This is a genomic window from Fibrella forsythiae, assembly GCF_017353175.1.
GTDB classification, from domain to species: Bacteria; Bacteroidota; Bacteroidia; order Cytophagales; family Spirosomataceae; genus Fibrella; species Fibrella forsythiae.
On sequence record NZ_JAFMYW010000002.1, the window covers coordinates 132357 to 150197 of the forward strand.

General features: G+C 50.4%; 15 protein-coding genes. 8 read left to right on the forward strand and 7 right to left on the reverse strand.

Annotated features, from left to right (window positions below):
- Window positions 1-22: 22 nt before the first annotated feature.
- Both J2I46_RS06655 and hemA read right to left on the reverse strand, forming a co-directional pair.
- Entirely contained in the window at window positions 23-784 is a 762-nt protein-coding gene (locus J2I46_RS06655; RefSeq protein ID WP_374758079.1) for a 3-keto-disaccharide hydrolase, read from the reverse strand.
- A gap of 150 nt (window positions 785-934) precedes the next feature.
- A complete protein-coding gene (hemA, locus tag J2I46_RS06660; protein WP_207328241.1) occupies window positions 935-2224 on the reverse strand; it encodes a glutamyl-tRNA reductase in 1290 nt (429 codons plus the stop codon).
- A gap of 217 nt (window positions 2225-2441) precedes the next feature.
- Here hemA and J2I46_RS06665 point away from each other — a divergent pair, with 217 nt between their 5' ends.
- Complete coding sequence (locus J2I46_RS06665) at window positions 2442-3719, forward strand: sensor histidine kinase (protein ID WP_207328242.1); 1278 nt, start codon at window positions 2442-2444, stop codon at window positions 3717-3719.
- A 17-nt stretch (window positions 3720-3736) separates the two neighbouring features.
- Here the strand turns inward: J2I46_RS06665 and J2I46_RS06670 are convergent, their stop codons facing one another.
- Complete coding sequence (locus J2I46_RS06670) at window positions 3737-4282, reverse strand: hypothetical protein (RefSeq protein WP_207328243.1); 546 nt, start codon at window positions 4280-4282, stop codon at window positions 3737-3739.
- 32 nt (window positions 4283-4314) lie between these two features.
- On the opposite strand from J2I46_RS06670, the gene J2I46_RS06675 reads away from it, so the two are divergent.
- From J2I46_RS06675 to J2I46_RS06695, 5 genes are all read left to right on the forward strand, one after another.
- A complete protein-coding gene (locus tag J2I46_RS06675; RefSeq protein ID WP_207328244.1) occupies window positions 4315-5379 on the forward strand; it encodes a LuxE/PaaK family acyltransferase in 1065 nt (354 codons plus the stop codon).
- A gap of 136 nt (window positions 5380-5515) precedes the next feature.
- Window positions 5516-6163, forward strand: coding sequence for a DUF4142 domain-containing protein (locus J2I46_RS06680; RefSeq protein WP_207328245.1), 648 nt, complete (start codon window positions 5516-5518; stop codon window positions 6161-6163).
- Between the two features lie 245 nt (window positions 6164-6408).
- The gene (locus J2I46_RS06685; protein ID WP_207328246.1) at window positions 6409-7566 is read left to right on the forward strand and encodes a sigma-54-dependent transcriptional regulator; all 1158 of its coding nucleotides are present in this window, start codon (window positions 6409-6411) and stop codon (window positions 7564-7566) included.
- 104 nt (window positions 7567-7670) lie between these two features.
- Window positions 7671-8660, forward strand: coding sequence for an NADPH:quinone oxidoreductase family protein (locus J2I46_RS06690; protein WP_207328247.1), 990 nt, complete (start codon window positions 7671-7673; stop codon window positions 8658-8660).
- A 55-nt stretch (window positions 8661-8715) separates the two neighbouring features.
- Window positions 8716-9393, forward strand: coding sequence for a hypothetical protein (locus J2I46_RS06695; protein WP_207328248.1), 678 nt, complete (start codon window positions 8716-8718; stop codon window positions 9391-9393).
- A 45-nt stretch (window positions 9394-9438) separates the two neighbouring features.
- Here J2I46_RS06695 and prfB read toward each other — a convergent pair whose 3' ends face one another.
- Window positions 9439-10512: a peptide chain release factor 2 gene (prfB, locus tag J2I46_RS06700; RefSeq protein WP_207328249.1), complete on the reverse strand. Its 1074-nt coding sequence runs from the start codon at window positions 10510-10512 to the stop codon at window positions 9439-9441.
- Between the two features lie 276 nt (window positions 10513-10788).
- Here prfB and lpdA point away from each other — a divergent pair, with 276 nt between their 5' ends.
- Together lpdA and J2I46_RS06710 are read left to right on the forward strand one after the other, a co-directional pair.
- Window positions 10789-12186, forward strand: coding sequence for a dihydrolipoyl dehydrogenase (gene lpdA / locus J2I46_RS06705; RefSeq protein ID WP_207328250.1), 1398 nt, complete (start codon window positions 10789-10791; stop codon window positions 12184-12186).
- A gap of 275 nt (window positions 12187-12461) precedes the next feature.
- Window positions 12462-13628: a hypothetical protein gene (locus J2I46_RS06710; RefSeq protein ID WP_207328251.1), complete on the forward strand. Its 1167-nt coding sequence runs from the start codon at window positions 12462-12464 to the stop codon at window positions 13626-13628.
- Window positions 13629-13634: 6 nt separating this feature from the next.
- Here the strand turns inward: J2I46_RS06710 and J2I46_RS06715 are convergent, their stop codons facing one another.
- The 3 genes from J2I46_RS06715 to J2I46_RS06725 form a co-directional block, all read right to left on the reverse strand.
- Window positions 13635-15449, reverse strand: coding sequence for a MutS family DNA mismatch repair protein (locus J2I46_RS06715; RefSeq protein WP_207328252.1), 1815 nt, complete (start codon window positions 15447-15449; stop codon window positions 13635-13637).
- A gap of 18 nt (window positions 15450-15467) precedes the next feature.
- Entirely contained in the window at window positions 15468-15878 is a 411-nt protein-coding gene (locus J2I46_RS06720; RefSeq protein WP_207328253.1) for a Fur family transcriptional regulator, read from the reverse strand.
- Between the two features lie 98 nt (window positions 15879-15976).
- Entirely contained in the window at window positions 15977-17794 is a 1818-nt protein-coding gene (locus J2I46_RS06725) for an ABC transporter ATP-binding protein (RefSeq protein WP_207328254.1), read from the reverse strand.
- Between the last annotated feature and the right edge of the window lie 47 nt (window positions 17795-17841).

Here is a 17841-nt window from a genome sequence, read left to right on the forward strand (position 1 = left end):
ACTACTCAACCAATCAATAACCTCAGAAATCAGTCGACGCCGTTGTTAGGCTAAGGGGTTTGATCCAGACGTTGCGGTACATCACGTTATGGCCCTCGGCTTGTAGTTTCAAACCACCCGGCGTGTCGGTAATACCTTTACCGCCATCATTGCCCCCGTCGATGCCCGATTTAGGGCCGCCCCAAACCTGACTAATCGATTTGTTGGTGTGTACTTTCTTGCCGTTGAAGTACATCGTTACCATGGGCTGTTCGGTAAGTTTGCCGTTGGTGAAGCGCGCCGCCCTGAAAATGATATCGTAGGCGTTCCATTTACCCAAACCGTTGTAGGCGCTGTAGGGCGCTGCTTCTTCGTTAATGACCGCCGCCATACCGTGGGCAGTGGAATCACCATCGAGCACCTGAATTTCATACCGGTTCTGGAGGTATACACCACTATTGCCACCGGCCGTAGGAATCAGAAACTCAACGTGAATGCGGGCATCTTTGAAGGTGTCTTTCGTTACCAGATCAGCCGACCCATATTTACCCCCTGCCGAAGCCGGGTCGTTGCTGGTCATGACCGGGCCACCATCAACAGGGTCGGTTGCCATAGGCCATTTGATCGGTAGCGTAGCTACACGCCCGGGCCCATCCCAGTAAGTCCATTTGGCATCGCGCATTTTTTGAGTTCCATCGAAATAAACAGTAGCCCCTTTGGGGGCTTTTGTGCCAACTCCCACCTGAGCATAGGCTGTGATGGAGATACCGATAGACAGGGCAGCGGGAAGTAGTAAGGTTGGGATGTTCACGAGTCAGGCAATTAGGAGAGTTCAACAACTTGCTGACCAGATAAGCGGTCAACGACTTATTTATACTAAGCCGGTACGTTGCCTGAATGCACACAAAAAAGCCCCGGCTGGCTACAGTCGGGGCGTCAAGTATATAATCACAGGTTAGTAATGGCTCGATGAGTCACCGGCATCTACGGGCTGATTATCCAGATTGAACAGATCATTCAGCACGTCGATTAGGGTTTCGGCTTCGCCTCGCTTACAAGCTGCTTTCAACTGTAACACGGGTAATTTCAGCACCTTCTGCATAATCCCCTTCGTGATCTTATCCATCCGCTCCGATTCGTCGGGGCCAAGGTGTTTCAGATGGCGGGCAATCTCCTCTTTCCGAATCTGCTCCAGCGCGTTCTTCAGTTTATTGATCGTAGGCGATACCATCATCTCTTTCGACCAGTCGCCAAATTCGGCTGTTGCCTGAGCAATGATTCCCTCCACCTGAGGAATCGACGCCAGACGCCGGTTCAACGCTTCGTCGGCGCGGGTACGAATATGATCAATGTTATAAACCAGTACGCCCGGAATCTGCTCGACCGCCGCATCAACGCTGCGGGGCACCGACAAATCAATGAAATATTTGTAGGTCAGTACGGTCACGTTCTGCAACAGGGCAGGTGTAAACAGGGGTTCGTCGCGCTGAACGGCTGAAATGATTACGTCGGCCTGCTGAATCTCGGTAGCTAGCTGGTCAAAGTCGGCGAAACGTACCTGTAGTTCATTGGCCAGTTCTTCCGCTTTCGAGCGAGTTCGGTTGCAGAGTGTGATGTTGGTAACGCCCCGGTTCGTCAGGTTCCGGCACACATCGGCTCCAATTTCGCCAAGGCCAACCACTAATACGGTCGGATTGCTCCGCTCGCCCAGTAGTTCATCAATCAATTCAACGGCTGCATATGATACCGACGCCGCTCCATCGCGGAACGAGGTTTCCTGGGCCACACGCTTGTTGGTAAAAAAGATCGTGTGCATTAGCCGATGTAGAAATGGACCGGCCAGATCAAGATCTGCCGACCATTGATACGACTGCTTCACCTGGTTGGGAATCTGCATATCGCCGATTACCTGCGAGTGCAAGCCCACACACACTTCAAACAAATGCCGAACCGCTTCGGAGTGGTTCGGAATCTGCTGGAAATAGGGGAGATAAGCGTCTGTATCAGTAAGGCCTTTTTCGATCAGCAACAGCCGCGCAATGGTGATGTTGTGGTCTTCAGAGGCCGTATAATACACTTCCGTTCGGTTACAGGTTGATACAACCAGTAGTTCAGAAAGGCCTAAAACATCGCGCAACCGAAGCATTAGCCGTTTGGCTTCGTCTTCGTTGAGTGCAATTAACTCACGTACCGCCAAAGGGGCCGTTTTGTGCGATAAACTTATTGATTTAAAAACGTCAAACATAGCGATTACGCTTAGTCAACAGCTAAACGAAGTGCAAAATTACAGTACAAAACAGTCTGCTGAGGCGATGAAATGGGCGGATAGGTTATTTAGAATTGATATAAATAATTGTGCTCAATTCTTACTAAAATCCTACTCACGTGTTCATTGAAGAAACACCTATATGTACGTTCAGGTTCTTTGATTCGTTACCTTGTAAGGATAAAGAGGGAGGTTCATGCTGAAGTCGTTTGATATATATAGTCAGAATAACGTAATGAAAATTGTAGTGGCGCTAAACCTGCTTCTGGTGGGAACGGGGTCATTGCTGTTTACTAAACGAATTATCAACAGACTTGAAGCACGTGAAGAGCAGTATATGCGGCTTTACGCCAAGGCATTGGCATACGCGATCGAAACGGCCGATAACAACGAGAACCTGAACTTCATCGTCACCGGCATCATTGAAACAAATGAAAATAATGCAATACCTGCGATCTATGCCGACGAGCATCTTGAGCCGGCACAGTGCAGAAACATCGAGTTTCCGGATAATATGACCGGAGAGGAGAAGCATACGTACCTGAAAGAGCAGATTCAGGAAATGCGTAAGAACCACCCGCCGATTGTTGTTGATCTGAAAGACGGCGAGAAAGGACTTATTTATTACAATAACTCGCTGTTGCTTAAGCAGCTTAGTTATTTCCCTTTTGCGTTACTGGCCATTTTGTCTGCGTTGGCAGTATTGGCGTATCTATCGTTTAGCTCATCGCGCCGCGCCGAGCAGAACCGGGTGTGGGTGGGGCTGGCCAAAGAAACGGCGCACCAACTGGGAACTCCGCTTTCCTCGTTGCTGGCCTGGGTCGATTATATGCGTACAGATCCCGACCATTACGAAGCTGAGGTGACAGACGAAATCGAGAAGGATGTGCAGCGACTGGAAACCATTACAGCCCGTTTCTCCAGCATTGGCTCTATTCCCACGTTGACAGACGAAAACCTCGATGAAGTGGTGACACAATTTACCAATTACCTGGCGCGGCGAATTTCTACCAAAGTGAAGATGAGCGTGGAAAGCAACCTGCCTACCACATTGATGGTGCGTATAAACAGGTTGCTGTTTGAATGGGTGATCGAGAACATCTGTAAGAATGCCGTTGACGCCATGGCCGGGGTGGGTGAGTTACGGCTTCGGCTTCTGCCATTACCGAATGATGAAGTGGCAATAGATATCACCGACACAGGTAAAGGCATGAGCAAATCGAGTATGTCGAAGGTCTTTTCGCCGGGTTATAGTACCAAGAAAAGGGGCTGGGGGCTGGGCCTGACCCTGGCAAAGCGAATCGTTGAGGAGTACCACAATGGGCGCTTGTACGTGAAATCGTCGGAGATAGGGAAAGGCACTACGTTTCGTATTGTGCTCAACCGCGAGCCTGGTGCCCTGCCCGACGTACCTGTGGTGCGCAAAAAAAGGCCCTCACTGCTTACGCTGCGAGGGCCAAAGAAGATGAGCTGAAGCCAGACCGCTGTTAACTAGCGTCCGTTTAGCGGCACCGAAATCGTATCGGTCAGGATAGTATTACTAACGTTCAGCGCTCGGTCCCGGATACGTACCTGGAACCGTACGGGAGCCAGCCTGTAGGGCCGTTGATAGAAGAAAACCTGGCTGAAATCAATGTCGCCTTCAACCGCACCGTTTGGCGCATTAAGGGGAGATCGCGGGAAAAAGAGTTTGCTGTTATCTCCAGGCGGAATTTCTTTATAGGTACCGTTGACAAACTCAAACGTCTTGATTTCGTAGTTTCCCCAGGTTTCTTTACTGAAAACAATACGCTGTCTTGTAGTATCGCGCGTGTCTTCACCAATGTCGCCGTTACCATCCTGCAGGCGGATCGTTATAATGACGGAATCGCGTGCAGCCTGACCTACGCCCGAACCAGCAGCCAGCGTAACCTTTACCGGTTGGCCAACCCGTTGGATCTGAGGTGTATCACTGTAATTGGGTTCCGTAAAACAGGCTGTAAGAGTCACCGCAAGGGCCACCGCCAACATTCCCTGATGAATTAGTTGTTTGCGCATGCTGTTAACGTACTGAATTTTTGCAAGCTACTGTGTTTTTATCCCAATCCGACTGGCGTTCTTCGCTCCGGCAACGTATTCTAAACGTAACGCCCCCCGATTTCGATGCACTGGGCCTCGATCTGTTCCGGTATCAGGCTCGGTATAATGCCGTTTATGCCGAATACCTCCGTCACCTTCGCTGCCAGCCCAACTCAATAGAGTCGCTGGCCGATGTGCCGTTCTTACCGATCAGCTTTTTCAAGACCCACCGTATACTGATTCCAGACGTGCCTGTCGCCACGGAGTTTGCCAGCAGTGGTACCACCGGTGCCACAACAAGCAGGCATCTGGTGCCCGACCTGCCGCTGTATGACGCGGTATGCCAGCGGCTCTTCGAGAACACCTACGGACCGCTCAACCAGTTTCATATTCTGGGTTTGTTACCGTCGTATCTGGAACGAAATAACTCGTCGCTGGTATATATGGTTCAGCGATTTATGACGCTGTCGGGTTCTGATCAGTCCGGTTTTTTTCTAAACAACTATGCCGAGTTAACCAGCCGTCTACGTCTGCTCACCACGCAGGCGCGGCAACGTACCCAGCCAGCTAAAAAGATATTGTTGATCGGGGTAACCTTTGGCCTGCTCGATTGGGTCGACGAAACGCCTGAATCGCTGACCTGGGTCGGTAAATACCCCGATCTGATCGTCATGGAAACTGGCGGTATGAAAGGTCGTCGCCACGAGATGCTTCGTGAAGAAGTGCACGCCGAGTTGATCGGGAAGCTGGGCGTGTCGGCTATCCATTCTGAATACGGAATGACGGAATTGCTATCGCAGGCCTATTCAACAGGAGCAGGCGTTTTTGGCCCGGGTGCTACCATCCAGGTACGTCTCCGCGATCTGAATGATCCATTTCACAGCTACGTACCCGGCCAGACGACAGGTAAGCAAACGGGCGGAGTAAATGTCATCGATCTGGCCAATCTGGATTCATGTGCCTTTATCGAAACACAGGATCTGGGCCAGTATGAAACCGGCTCAGGTACGTTCCGAATTATGGGCCGTTTTGATAATTCGGACGTGCGGGGCTGTAACCTGTTGGCTGCGTTGTAAGGGACAAAGGTGTTACCATTCAGCGCTTCACTGTTGCTAACATACCGTAGAGAGCCTGTTCCTGGCTGTAAAAAACACTACTCCGCCCGCACGGTTATCAAAAGGATTCACTAAACGGCAGATCATACAACGTATTATGAAAAACTCACTCATTACAGGCCTGAGCCTGATGGCTTTGCTGCTTGCTGCAGAAATAACCGTTGCTCAGACCGGCCGGATGGACAGTGACCTGGTTGGGCGAACCAGCAAGATTGAGTTCGACCGCATGAACAAAGAAGGGGCGGCCACAGTGGCCGCCATAACACCTGCGAACTCGGCACTATCAAAGGCTGATGACCACCTGATGAGGCAGGTTGCCATGGGTGGGCTGATGCAATTGGAAACCAGTAAAGTGGCTGTTCAGAAATCAACCAATCCGGAGGTTCGTGAAATGGCGCAGGCCGAGGTGGAGGAGCAGACGGGCTTATCCGCTAAGTTAACCGCGATTGCTGCGGCTAAAGGAATAACCTTACCTACAACGCCGGATGCAAAAACACAGGCTATGGTGTCACAAATGCAGGGAATGTCGGGTGTTGAGCTTGATCGTCATTACGTGCGCGAACACGCGGTGAAAGGCCACGAACTACTCGATAAGACCCTGTCGAAGGTGGAGAGCAAAGGTCAGGATTCGAATCTGTTGGCGGTGGCCAACGCTGCTCATCCACTCGTTAAAACACACTTGAAAGTGGCTCGTGAACTGAATTCAAAATTGAAAAGCGGAAAGGCAATGAACAGTGGCCAATAAAGGAAATTGCTCGATAAAATAAAAAAGCCAACTTCTCAGGTTGGCTTTTTTATTTACTACTTGCAACCAATACTTACCGATTGTAGCTTCAGGATTCGGGACAGAAGGGTATAAATAACAAGCGGATGTTGTTTCCTTATGTGTAATGACCTTACTTCGATTTGTAAAGCAACCAATAGGCTCATTTGGAACCTATTGGCCAAGCAGGTAACATACATTTATCGACTACGTTTTTTACATAATTTATGGCCAAACTCATCATCATTGATGACGAAAAGAGCATCCGGGCAGCCCTGCGTGATATTTTAGAATACGAGGGCTACGAGGTCGACGAGGCCAAAGACGGCGAAGAGGGCCTTGACATGGTTCTTAAATCGCGGTATGATGTTGCTTTGTGCGACATCAAAATGCCTAAAATGGATGGGCTGGAAATGCTACAGAAAGCCACAGAGGCCGAACGGGGCACGCAGTTCGTTATGATTTCGGCCTTTGGTAACGTCGAAAACGCCGTAGAAGCAACTAAGCGCGGTGCCTTCGATTTCATCACGAAACCACCCGATCTGAATCGTCTCCTGGTTACCGTTCGAAATGCCATCGAGAAATCGAAGCTGGTGGCAGAAACCAAGACCCTGAAGAAGCGGATTTACAAGATCAACGAGATCGTTGGCGATTCGGATCCGATCAGGAAGGTAAAGGAAACCATCAACCGGGTAGCGGCCACTGAAGCGCGCGTATTGGTAACTGGCCCTAACGGGTCAGGTAAAGAGATGGTGGCCAAGGGCATCCACGAAAAGGGAAACCGGGCGGGCATGTCGCTGGTTGAAGTAAACTGCGCTGCTATTCCGGGCGAACTGATCGAAAGTGAGTTGTTTGGTCATGAGCGTGGTGCGTTTACGGGAGCCGCGTCGAAGCGCATCGGTAAGTTTGAACAGGCTGATGGCGGCACGTTGTTCCTCGATGAGATTGGGGATATGAGTTTGTCGGCTCAGGCGAAAGTGTTACGTGCCCTACAGGAGAGTAAAATCACCCGCGTGGGTGGTGATAAGGAAATCAAGGTGAATGTCCGGGTCATTGCGGCAACGAACAAAGACCTGCGCAAGGAAATTGCCGACGGTAATTTCCGTGAAGACTTATTCCACCGCCTAAGTGTGATTGTTATTCACGTACCTGCACTGGCCGACCGAAAAGAAGATATACCGCTACTGGCCGATAAGTTTTTGCAGGATATCAGTAGTGAATACAATGCGCCCGTGAAAGAAATTGAACCGGCGGCAATGGCCCAGTTGCAGTCAATGCCTTGGACGGGTAACGTTCGGGAATTACGCAACGTCATTGAGCGACTGGTTATCATGTGCGGCGACTCGATCACACTCGACGACGTGCTGATGTACGCCCGGAATTAAAGCCTGAAAACCAGAAAATGATAAGTCTGTAAAGACGCCTACTGTCAGCCAGATCGTAAGCGTTTTTACAGACTTATCATTTTCTGGTCTGTGATTGTCATTCTATGAAAGCTGTACTTTGCCGCCAATTTGGCCCGCCCGACTCATTGACCGTTGACGAGGTCGCCCGGCCACAAGCAACTCCCGGAACGGTCGTTATCGACGTGAAAGCCTGTGGGGTTAACTTCCCAGATACATTGATCATTGAAGGGAAGTATCAGTTCAGGCCCGACTTTCCGTTTTCGCCGGGTGGCGAAGTGGCGGGCATTGTTCGTGAAGTAGGGGAGGGTGTGAGTCACGTAAAACCCGGTGACAATGTATTTGCGCTGACTGGCTGGGGTGGCTTTGCAGAAAGTGTACTGGCCGATGCGTTCAAGACGTTCCTGATGCCGGATAAGATGGAATACACCACAGCCGCTTCGCTCATGTATACGTACGGAACGTCGTATCATGCTCTGAAGCAACGCGCTCAGTTACGTTCCGGCCGGTCCGGCGATTCGGAAACGCTACTGGTGCTGGGAGCCGCAGGTGGTGTAGGATTAGCCGCCGTTACGCTTGGAAAACTAATGGGCGCCCGTGTTATAGCTGCCGCCTCGACCGACGAGAAACTGGCCCTTTGCCGCCAGTACGGTGCTGATGAACTTATCAATTACACCTCCCAACCGTTGCGTGATCGCCTGCTTGAACTGGTTGGTAAAAAAGGCGTCGATGTGGTGTATGATCCTGTGGGTGGTGAGCTAGCCGAACCGGCTCTTCGATCAATGGCCTGGGGTGGCCGGTATCTGGTAGTTGGCTTTGCGGCCGGGTCCATTCCAAGTTTGCCTTTCAATTTGCCATTGCTAAAAGGCTGCTCGGTTGTGGGTGTGTTCTGGGGCGCCTTCGCCGAACGCCAGCCCAAAGACAATCAGCAGAATGTGCAGGAATTGCTTCAGTTCTGGCAGCGAGGTCAACTCATTCCGCACATTCACGCCACGTACCCACTTGAACAAGCCGCCAATGCGCTAAACGATATGCTGGGCAGGCGGGTTATGGGGAAAGCACTGATAGTAGTGTAACAGGTGATCATTACATCATTTTCACCGCACTAAAATCATATTTATTTTTGCCTTCATGAGACCTGAACAACGTCTGGATCAGATAGAGCCTATCATCGCTGAAGTCCTTCAGAAAGTTGACCGTTTAATTGACGGTCAAGGACGAATTTTGGATGAAGTAGCTAAAATCAAAGGCATAGAGACCGAAGTGGCCAAGATTTCTGGTATCGAGACTGAAGTGGCCAAGATTTCTGGTATCGAGACCGAAGTGGCCAAGATTTCTGGTATCGAGACCGAAGTGGCCAAGATTTCTGGTATTGAGACCGAAGTGGCCAAGATTTCTGGTATTGAGACTGAAGTGGCTAAGATTTCTGGTATCGAGATTGAAGTGGCCAAAATTGCAGGTATTGATAGGCGGGTTCAACGTATGGAAGTTGAAGTCGCCAAGATCTCCACGATAGAAAGAGAAGTCGCTAAGATTGCCGGTATCGAGAAAGAGGTTGCTAAGATTGCCGGTATCGAGAAAGAGGTTGCTAAGATTGCTGGAATTGAGAAAGAGGTCGTCAAGATTGCTGGAATTGAGCACAATCTAACGTTGACTGCCAAAGCAGTAGCCAACCTGACTGTCGAAGTGCAGGAGTTAAAAGTTGAATTCCGCGAAGGCTTTAAGCAGGTTGACCAGCTAAAGGCCGGTCAGGAACGGATGGAAAACACGCAACAGGAAATTCTGACTCTCCTACGAGGTCGCATTTAGTACTGATTCATACCATTTTCTGTCTCGGAATAAAGCTGCCGACGTTCACTGTTCCAGCAGATACGCTTTAATAAACCCATCAATGTCACCGTCCAGAACGGCTTCGGTGTTGGATGTTTGGTAGCCCGTGCGGTGATCCTTTACGCGTCGATCGTCCAGAACGTAGGAACGAATCTGCGAACCCCACTCAATTTTCTGTTTGCTGGCTTCAATCTCAGCACGGGCGGCGTTACGTTTCTCTACTTCAATCTGATACAGTTTCGATTTTAACAGACGAATAGCCACCTCTTTGTTCATCAACTGACTACGTTCCTGCTGGCATTCGATGATCAGGCCAGATGGCTTGTGTTTGAGGCGTACCGCCGTTTCAACTTTGTTTACGTTCTGACCACCAGCACCACCCGACCGGAAGGTGTCCCACGTAATGTCGGCGGGGTTCACGTCAATCTCAATTGAATCATCAACGAGCGGATAGGCATACACCGAAGCGAATGACGTGTGGCGGCGGGCATTTGAATCAAACGGAGAAATGCGGACCAGTCGATGAACGCCGTTTTCTGATTTCAGGTAACCATAGGCCAGCGGGCCGTCAATTTCAATGGTGGCCGACTTTATGCCAGCTGTATCGCCATCCTGATAGTCGACCTGTTTTACGCCGTAACCGTGTTTTTCGGCCCATCGCATGTACATCCGGTAGAGCATATCGGCCCAGTCCTGGCTTTCTGTGCCGCCAGCCCCGGAATTTATTTCCAGCACGGCTGACAATTGATCCTCTTCATTACTGAGCATCTTTTTCAGCTCAAGCTCGTCGAGAGTAACCTGCAGTTTACGCCCTTCGACATCGACCTCTTCTTCAGTTACATCGCCTGCTTCGTAGAACTCGTATAATGTTTCGAGATCGCCGAATTCGCCCAGTAACTTTTCGTAGCCGTTGATCCAGCCTTTCAGGCCACGTACCTGCTTCATCACCCCTTCAGCGCGGGGAGCATCGGTCCAGAATTCAGGCTGAAACGTCTGTTGTTCCAACTCGGCGAGCTGTTGTTTCTTGCTGTCGTAATCTAAATACCCCCGTAAGGCCTCAACCCGGCCCCGGATTTCCTGTACTTGTTCAGTAGTCATATCGGCAAATAACCCGCGCTTACGGGCAAGAGATTGGAACGCAGACGTCGCGGACAGATTTGATTCATAGAGATCCCCGGCTCGCTTCAAACGGTAGCCTGGATCAGTCGAATCTGCCTGATCTGTGTTCCATATGGTTCAGCAAAGATACAACAAAGCAGTGGGCGGGTTTGGTTTTGGTATAGGGTCATCAGCCGTCAACTTTTCAACCTACCTTTACGTTTTGAAATCGACGTTTAGTTTAACGTCAGACATCAACTTCGAACAAGTTTTATAATGGCTTCACAGTACGATGTAATCGTGGTAGGAAGCGGACCCGGCGGCTACGTAGCAGCTATCCGGGCTTCGCAATTGGGCTTGAAAACAGCCGTTGTTGAACGCGAAAGCCTGGGCGGGATCTGCCTCAACTGGGGGTGTATACCCACCAAAGCCCTGCTGAAGAGTGCGCAGGTTTTTGAATATATCAAGCACTCGAAAGACTACGGTATCACCGTTGGCGATTCATCGGCTGATTTCAGTGCCGTGATCAAACGCAGCCGGGGCGTAGCCGACAGCATGAGCAAAGGCGTGGCGTTTTTGATGAAGAAAAACAAAATCGACATCATCAGCGGCAATGGCAAGGTGAAACCCGGCAAGAAAGTGGAAGTGACGGCCCAGGACGGAAAAACCACGGAGTACGAAGCCAAAAGCATTATCATCGCCACGGGTGGTCGTGCCCGCCAGTTGCCGTCTGTTCCGCTCGACGGCGTGAAGGTGATTGAGTACCGGAAGGCGATGACGCTCGAAAATCGGCCCGATAGTATGCTCGTTATTGGCTCTGGTGCTATTGGCGTTGAGTTTGCATATGTGTACGCCAGCATGGGCACGAAAGTGACCATCATCGAATTCCTGCCCAATATCGTACCCGTTGAAGACGAAGACATCTCGAAAGAGCTGCTTCGCCAGTATAAGAAAATGGGCGTCGATATCTACACCAGCTCGGAGGTTACGAAGGTTGACACAAGCGGCAAAGGCTGCAAAGTATCGGTGAAAACTCCTGACGGAGAAAAGACGTTTGAAGCAGACATCGTGCTGTCGGCAGCGGGTGTTGTAGCCAACATCGAGAATATTGGTCTTGAAGAAACAGGGATCAAAACCGACCGGGGCAAAATCCTGACCGACGATTATTACAAAACGAACGTTGATGGTTATTTCGCTATTGGCGATGTTACGAAAGGGCAGGCGCTGGCCCATGTAGCCTCGGCTGAAGCCATTATCTGCGTAGAAAAGATTGCCGGCCTGCCCCACGTTGAGCCGTTGAACTACAACAATATTCCGGGCTGTACATATTGCACGCCCGAGATCGCGTCGGTGGGTTACACAGAGAAAGCAGCCCGCGAAGCTGGCTATGAGCTGAAAGTGGGCAAGTTTCCTTTCTCGGCGTCTGGTAAAGCGAAAGCGTCAGGCACACCTGAAGGTTTCGTTAAAGTTATATTCGACGCTAAATACGGAGAGTTTCTTGGCGCACACTTCATTGGTAATAATGTTACCGAAATGATTGCTGAGGTGGTAGCTGCCCGGCGCCTGGAAACTACGGGTCACGAAATATTGAAAGCTGTGCATCCACACCCGACGATGTCGGAAGCTATCAAAGATGCTACGGAAGCAGCTTACGGCGAAGCCATCCACCTGTAAACCATATAGCAGTAATTGTTTAATGAAAAGAGGCTCTGGTTGATTCCAGAGCCTCTTTTTAGCTTTCGTGAAAGTTTAAGGAATAGATATCTGGTAGTAGTACTCAATTGGCATAGGCTTTGTCGAGTATTAATCTGATAGACTTGGCACTCTTGCTATTTGGTCATACTTTGGTCAATTATTTTTGACAGTCAGAAAATAATGGAGCAGCGACCCCTATATACTTCTAACTCCGCCTATCAGCGTCGCTTTACTGTTTTAGCTTTTGCCCCTCAATGAAGTACATCCACCTGCGTCGTTGTATCTGTCTGTTACTGCTAGTTTGCTCATGGGCAATTGGCATGGTTAATGCACAGGAAGCTCCTCCTTCAATCAAATATGATGGTTTCAGGGCTGGGTTTGATATTGGCTCACAAGGGGTTAAACTATCCGTAATTGGTTTCTACCATCAGGATGGTAAACTGAAATACAAACTGGTTTACGATCGGCAGGAGACCGTTGGCTTGGTGAAAGGTATGGAGCTTAACAATGGAAAACTGCGCTCAGCTGATATCCAGGAAACCGTGGCCACTGTACAGGAAATGATGCACGATGCCAGCGAAACTTACGGTTTAACTAACCGTGATTTTGTCATTTACACATCGTCGGGCGTGAATATGGCCAGTAACGTTGCCGAGGTGAACGTACAAACCCAGAAGCTTCTGGGTATGCCAACGGTAGTAGATACGCCTACAAAAATTGAAGCCACATATAGTGTACGGGCCGGATTGGCCCGCGAAGATTTTGATCGGGCTATTCTGGTTGATGTAGGCGGCGGTAATCTGAAAGGCGGTATTTTGCAGCCTTACGTAAGTGCTTCAGGTACAACTCGATATACGTTTAAATCGTACACTATAGAACTGGGTGCCCGCCGCCTGGCCGAACGCATACTGCTGCGCAACCCTTCGTCGAGTGAGTACGCTACCGTATTGAAATCAATGGTTGAGGATTCCATTGCGCCGATGATTCGGATGTCGTTGAATGACAATCCGGCTATAAAAGACATCAGTCGGTCAATGGTGTATCTGACGGGCGGGGCCGCATACCAGTTTATAACCTGGCGCTACCCGGAGAAAGTGCAGGAGGAAATTGTTGAATTTACGCTTGACGATTTCGGCCAGTTTATAGAAATGCTCCACTCACCAACCGGTTGGATTGACTGGCAAAGCCGTTCGTTTTCTATGATCGAAGATCCAAAACTGCGCGAACTAGTTGAGCGCGATCACGCTAAGGCAACCAAGCGGGTATATAACCGGGAAGGGTGTTTGGCGGGTACGTTGCTGGCCCAGCAGATTTTCCGTGAGATTGGTAATCTGACAACAAAAACGTTCTACTTCACCCGCGACGCCTACTGGATCAACGCGCTTGTATTTGATACATACAAAGGCGAGTTTAAAAAGTAGCCCTGTTTACAGATCAATTCCTATTGCTTTCATTAACTGACTGGCATTGAAACTTTGGCAAACGCCGGGGCGAAGTGTATAATCGAAAGTAACTTCACCCTCATGGATGTCGGACCGGAAATGATAGTTCTGTACGAAATCGACAGACTCGCCAAGCTGCCCTAATTCCAGATCGTGGGTCGATACGAAGCCCGATGCTTTCGTGCGGTGCAGTTGGCGAATCAACGCTTCAGCTCCTTTATGGCGGTCGGCTGAGTTGGTTCCTTTCAGAATTTCATCCAGAAAATACAGAATAGGCAAGTTAACGGTCGGCGCAGAGTCAGCAGGCAGGCTGGGTACGTTCTGTGTGTGCTGAATCAGGGTGCGTAGTCGTTTCAATTCGGCATAGAATGACGACGTGTTTTCTTCGAGCGAATCCTGCGTGCGCATGCTGGTATAAACCTGAACGGGCGAACACACAAATCGGCGCGCAGCTACAACGGCCCCTGCCTGCGCCAACACGACGTTAAGGCCAACCGTGCGTAGAAACGTACTTTTTCCAGACATGTTAGAGCCGGTGATCAGAATTGTTTTTCCAGACCCATCGAACGCCAATGAGTTAGCAATTGCTCTGGCTGGCGGAATTAGCGGATGCGCCACCTGTTGAGCATCAATATGTACGTTGTGCTCATCAAGGAGATCGGGCTGCGCGTAGTCGGGATGAGCATAGGCAAAACCCGCGAGACTGTTTAACGCTTCGGTTTCGGCCAGAGCCGAGAACCAATCGGCCAGAGCAGGGCCATGTTGTGCCCGCCAACGGTTCAGAGCGAACAGATAATGCGCGTCCCAGAGTGAGGGAAGGCCGATAAAGAGATAGAAATACGGATTCCGACGGAAATTGAAATTTTCGACCAGCCGAGCAAGGTGCCCCACTGCTGTTGATGCCATTACAGAACCAGACTGCAACCGCTTGCGAAGGTTAGTGAGCAGTAGTGCTTCGCCGGGCAGGCTTTCAACAAATCGGAAAAGATCAGCAAAGTCGGCCAGGGCCTTCGCTATGTCGTGCGTCTGTTCACTTGCTTGTTTGGTTGTGGCCTGCACGGGGTTGAGCACAACGCCATGCAACCCAATAGCGGCGAATACCGACCAGCCAGGTACGTATCCCATTACCCAACTGATAAACACCCCCAGGGTTAATACTGGCAGTACAAACCGCGCCAGATTGAGCCAGGTAGGCAGGGGTGTTGTGCCTGTTGCCCAGGTACGTAGCCCTTCGGTTGGTAAGCTGATTTTCTCATTCAGCATGGCAGTAGCCTCTATATCCTGCCGCCAGTTGATATGGGGTTTTAGAGCATCTACAGCCTGCTGACGAAGAAAAATGGTGTGATGCAGGGCGGGCTGCAGCAGGTACTGGGCCAACCGGGCGGCACCATCGTGGGTACGTGTCCGGTTAAGGAGCCGAAACAGCGAATGCTTACCAAACACGTCCAGGTCATGTGCGTAGGCATGGTCGGCGGGAGCGTAGGCCACACCCGTTTCCGGTCGGGAAAATGTCCGATTCAGCCGCTGTTGTTCATCAAGATTAATGTCAACCAGATTTCGATTCAGATCGCGCTGCCGACGCACGGCGCGGTGCCAGGTCATTATTCGGGCAAAGACGACCAATCCAATAAGGCTAGCCAACAGGGCCCAGAACGTTTGTTTATTTGCCAGTAGTTGCCAGATGGTGGCCACCGAAACGCTAAACCAGACTAAACGCCAGATGGCCAGTTGGTTATGTCGCTGCTGATCAGCGTCGGCTTTTTGTTGAAAATCGCGCTGGCGGTCAGAAAAAGAAGTCATTCGTGTGGGTATACAGGGCTACACGCATTCAGGGCAGGTACCCTGAATAAGCAGATTCGTCTCCTGCCGACTGTAGCCATTGGGCAGGGCGATAGCTGGAATCTGAACATCATCTAAACAGGTAGTCTGACCACATTGTTGACATTTGAAATGAACATGGTCGTGATGATGATCGCCTTTACCGCAGGTGGTACGACAAAGGGCATATTTTGGGTCGCCCGCATCGTCGAGCACTTTATGCACAATTCCTTTGTCGAGAAACGTACGCAAAGTTCGATAGATGGTTACCCGGTCATAATCCGGGCCGAGGCGGGCTTCAATGTCGCCATGCGCCAACGCATGGTCGGTTTGCAGAAATAAATCGAGCATCTCCAGTCGGTTGCTGGTATGCCGCAGATCATGGTCTTTTAACGTCTGTGCGGGGTTCATGGCAGTGCTGTTTGTACTTTACGAAAGACGCTCTACGATTTATGGCTTAGGCCGTTGCCGGAAACAGTTGCCATTCGTCGTGTTTCGACCGTCGTAAGTTATAAGGTATTGTCGGAGGTTTCGAACTGCAATTTAACCAGATTGGCGTAGAGACCTTCGTCCAGGGCAGCTAGTTCGTCGTGTGTTCCCTGCTCGGCAATCAGCCCATCGCGAAGCACGTAGATTTGATCGACTTTACGAATGGTAGCCAGCCGGTGTGCAATGATCAGGGTAGTTCGGTTCTGCATCAGTTCGTCCAGGGCTTCCTGTACCAGCCGTTCCGACTCCGCGTCGAGCGAGGATGTTGCTTCATCGAGAATGAGAATGGCCGGGTCTTTCAGAATGGCACGGGCAATGGCGATTCGTTGCCGCTGCCCGCCCGATAATTTTACGCCCCGTTCACCAACCATTGTTTTGAGCCCTTCCGGAAATGACTCGATAAAACCAAGCGCGTTGGCCCGGCGAGCCGCTTCTGCGATTTCAGTTGCTGTGGCATCCGGTTTGCCATACCGAATATTCTCTTCAATGGTACCGCCAAACAGCATAACCTCCTGTGGCACAATAGCAATGTGCTGACGAAGGTTCGTGACATCGTACTCGGTAGTTGATCGTCCATCAACGGTAATTTGACCGCTTACTAATGGGTAATACCGCATCAATAGTTGAGCAATTGTTGATTTACCCGCGCCGCTCTGGCCAACCAGCGCAATTTTCTGTCCGGCATCAACCCGCAACGATATACCTTTCAGTACGTCGATATCAGGGCGAGAGGGGTAAGAGAAACGAACATTATTGAAAGCTACAGCGCCCGCGATGGGTACGGCCAGTGTTGATGGCGGCGAGACAATATCTACTTCGGCATTTTCGTGTAACAAATCCAGAATACGTTCTGAGGCTCCAATGGTGCGCTGAATCTGAGCGTATAGATCGCCCATACCCGCTACCGAACCACCAATGAAGGCCATAAGGAATAGAAAGGTGATCAGATCGGCCAACACCATTTCGTGGCTGATAACCAGATTGCCGCCATACCAGAGCACGCCCACGATGCTGCCAAACAGCGCTGAGATAACAAACGAGACAAACGCCCCCCGATATTTCGCCGATCGTAAGGCAATACCTACCACACGGCTGAGGGCTGCACCGTAGCGCTGTGCTTCGTATCGCTCGTTCGTAAACGCTTTGACGACGTTGATGGCCTGAAGGGTTTCTTCAACGATCACACTCGCATTGGCCAACTCGTCCTGGGCCTGCTTTGACATTTTCCGGATGAAACGACCAAAAAACATGGCCGCAACGATCAGTAATGGAAACGTAGCCAGCATGAACAGGGTCAGTTTCCAGGAGAGGTAAAGGATGGCTACAGTACCGAAAATGAGCGTGGCAATCTGGCGGAAGAATTCGGCCAGTGTGAGCGACAACACGTCCTGAAGTTGCGACACATCGGATGACAATCGACTGGTCAGTTCACCTACGCGCCGTTGCTCGAAGAACGGAATTGGCAGCGTAACCATTCGGTTATACACCGCCCGACGGATATCGGCCATTGACCGTTCGCTCACCTGCGCAAAGAAGTAAATGCGAAAGAACGAGAACACAGCTTGCCCGATCAGCACCAGTACGAAAAAAAGGATAATCTGATTCAGTGTAAACGACGATTTTCCGTCGAGCACATTTGTCACTTCACGGATGATCAGGCTGAAGCTTAGCGTGGTGGCTGTAGAGAGCAGCAGGAATACAAACCCGATCACGTATTGAGCACGATAGGGTTTTACAAACGAAAACAACCGTGCTGCACGGCGGAGGCCTGCGCCGCTAATCTTTTTTTTATCTTCTTCGGAGGCTTCTTCGCCGAAATTTTTACCTCGTTTTGCCATAGGTTAAACAAATGCTGGCTACTGAACAGTAAATAATGGATATTGAT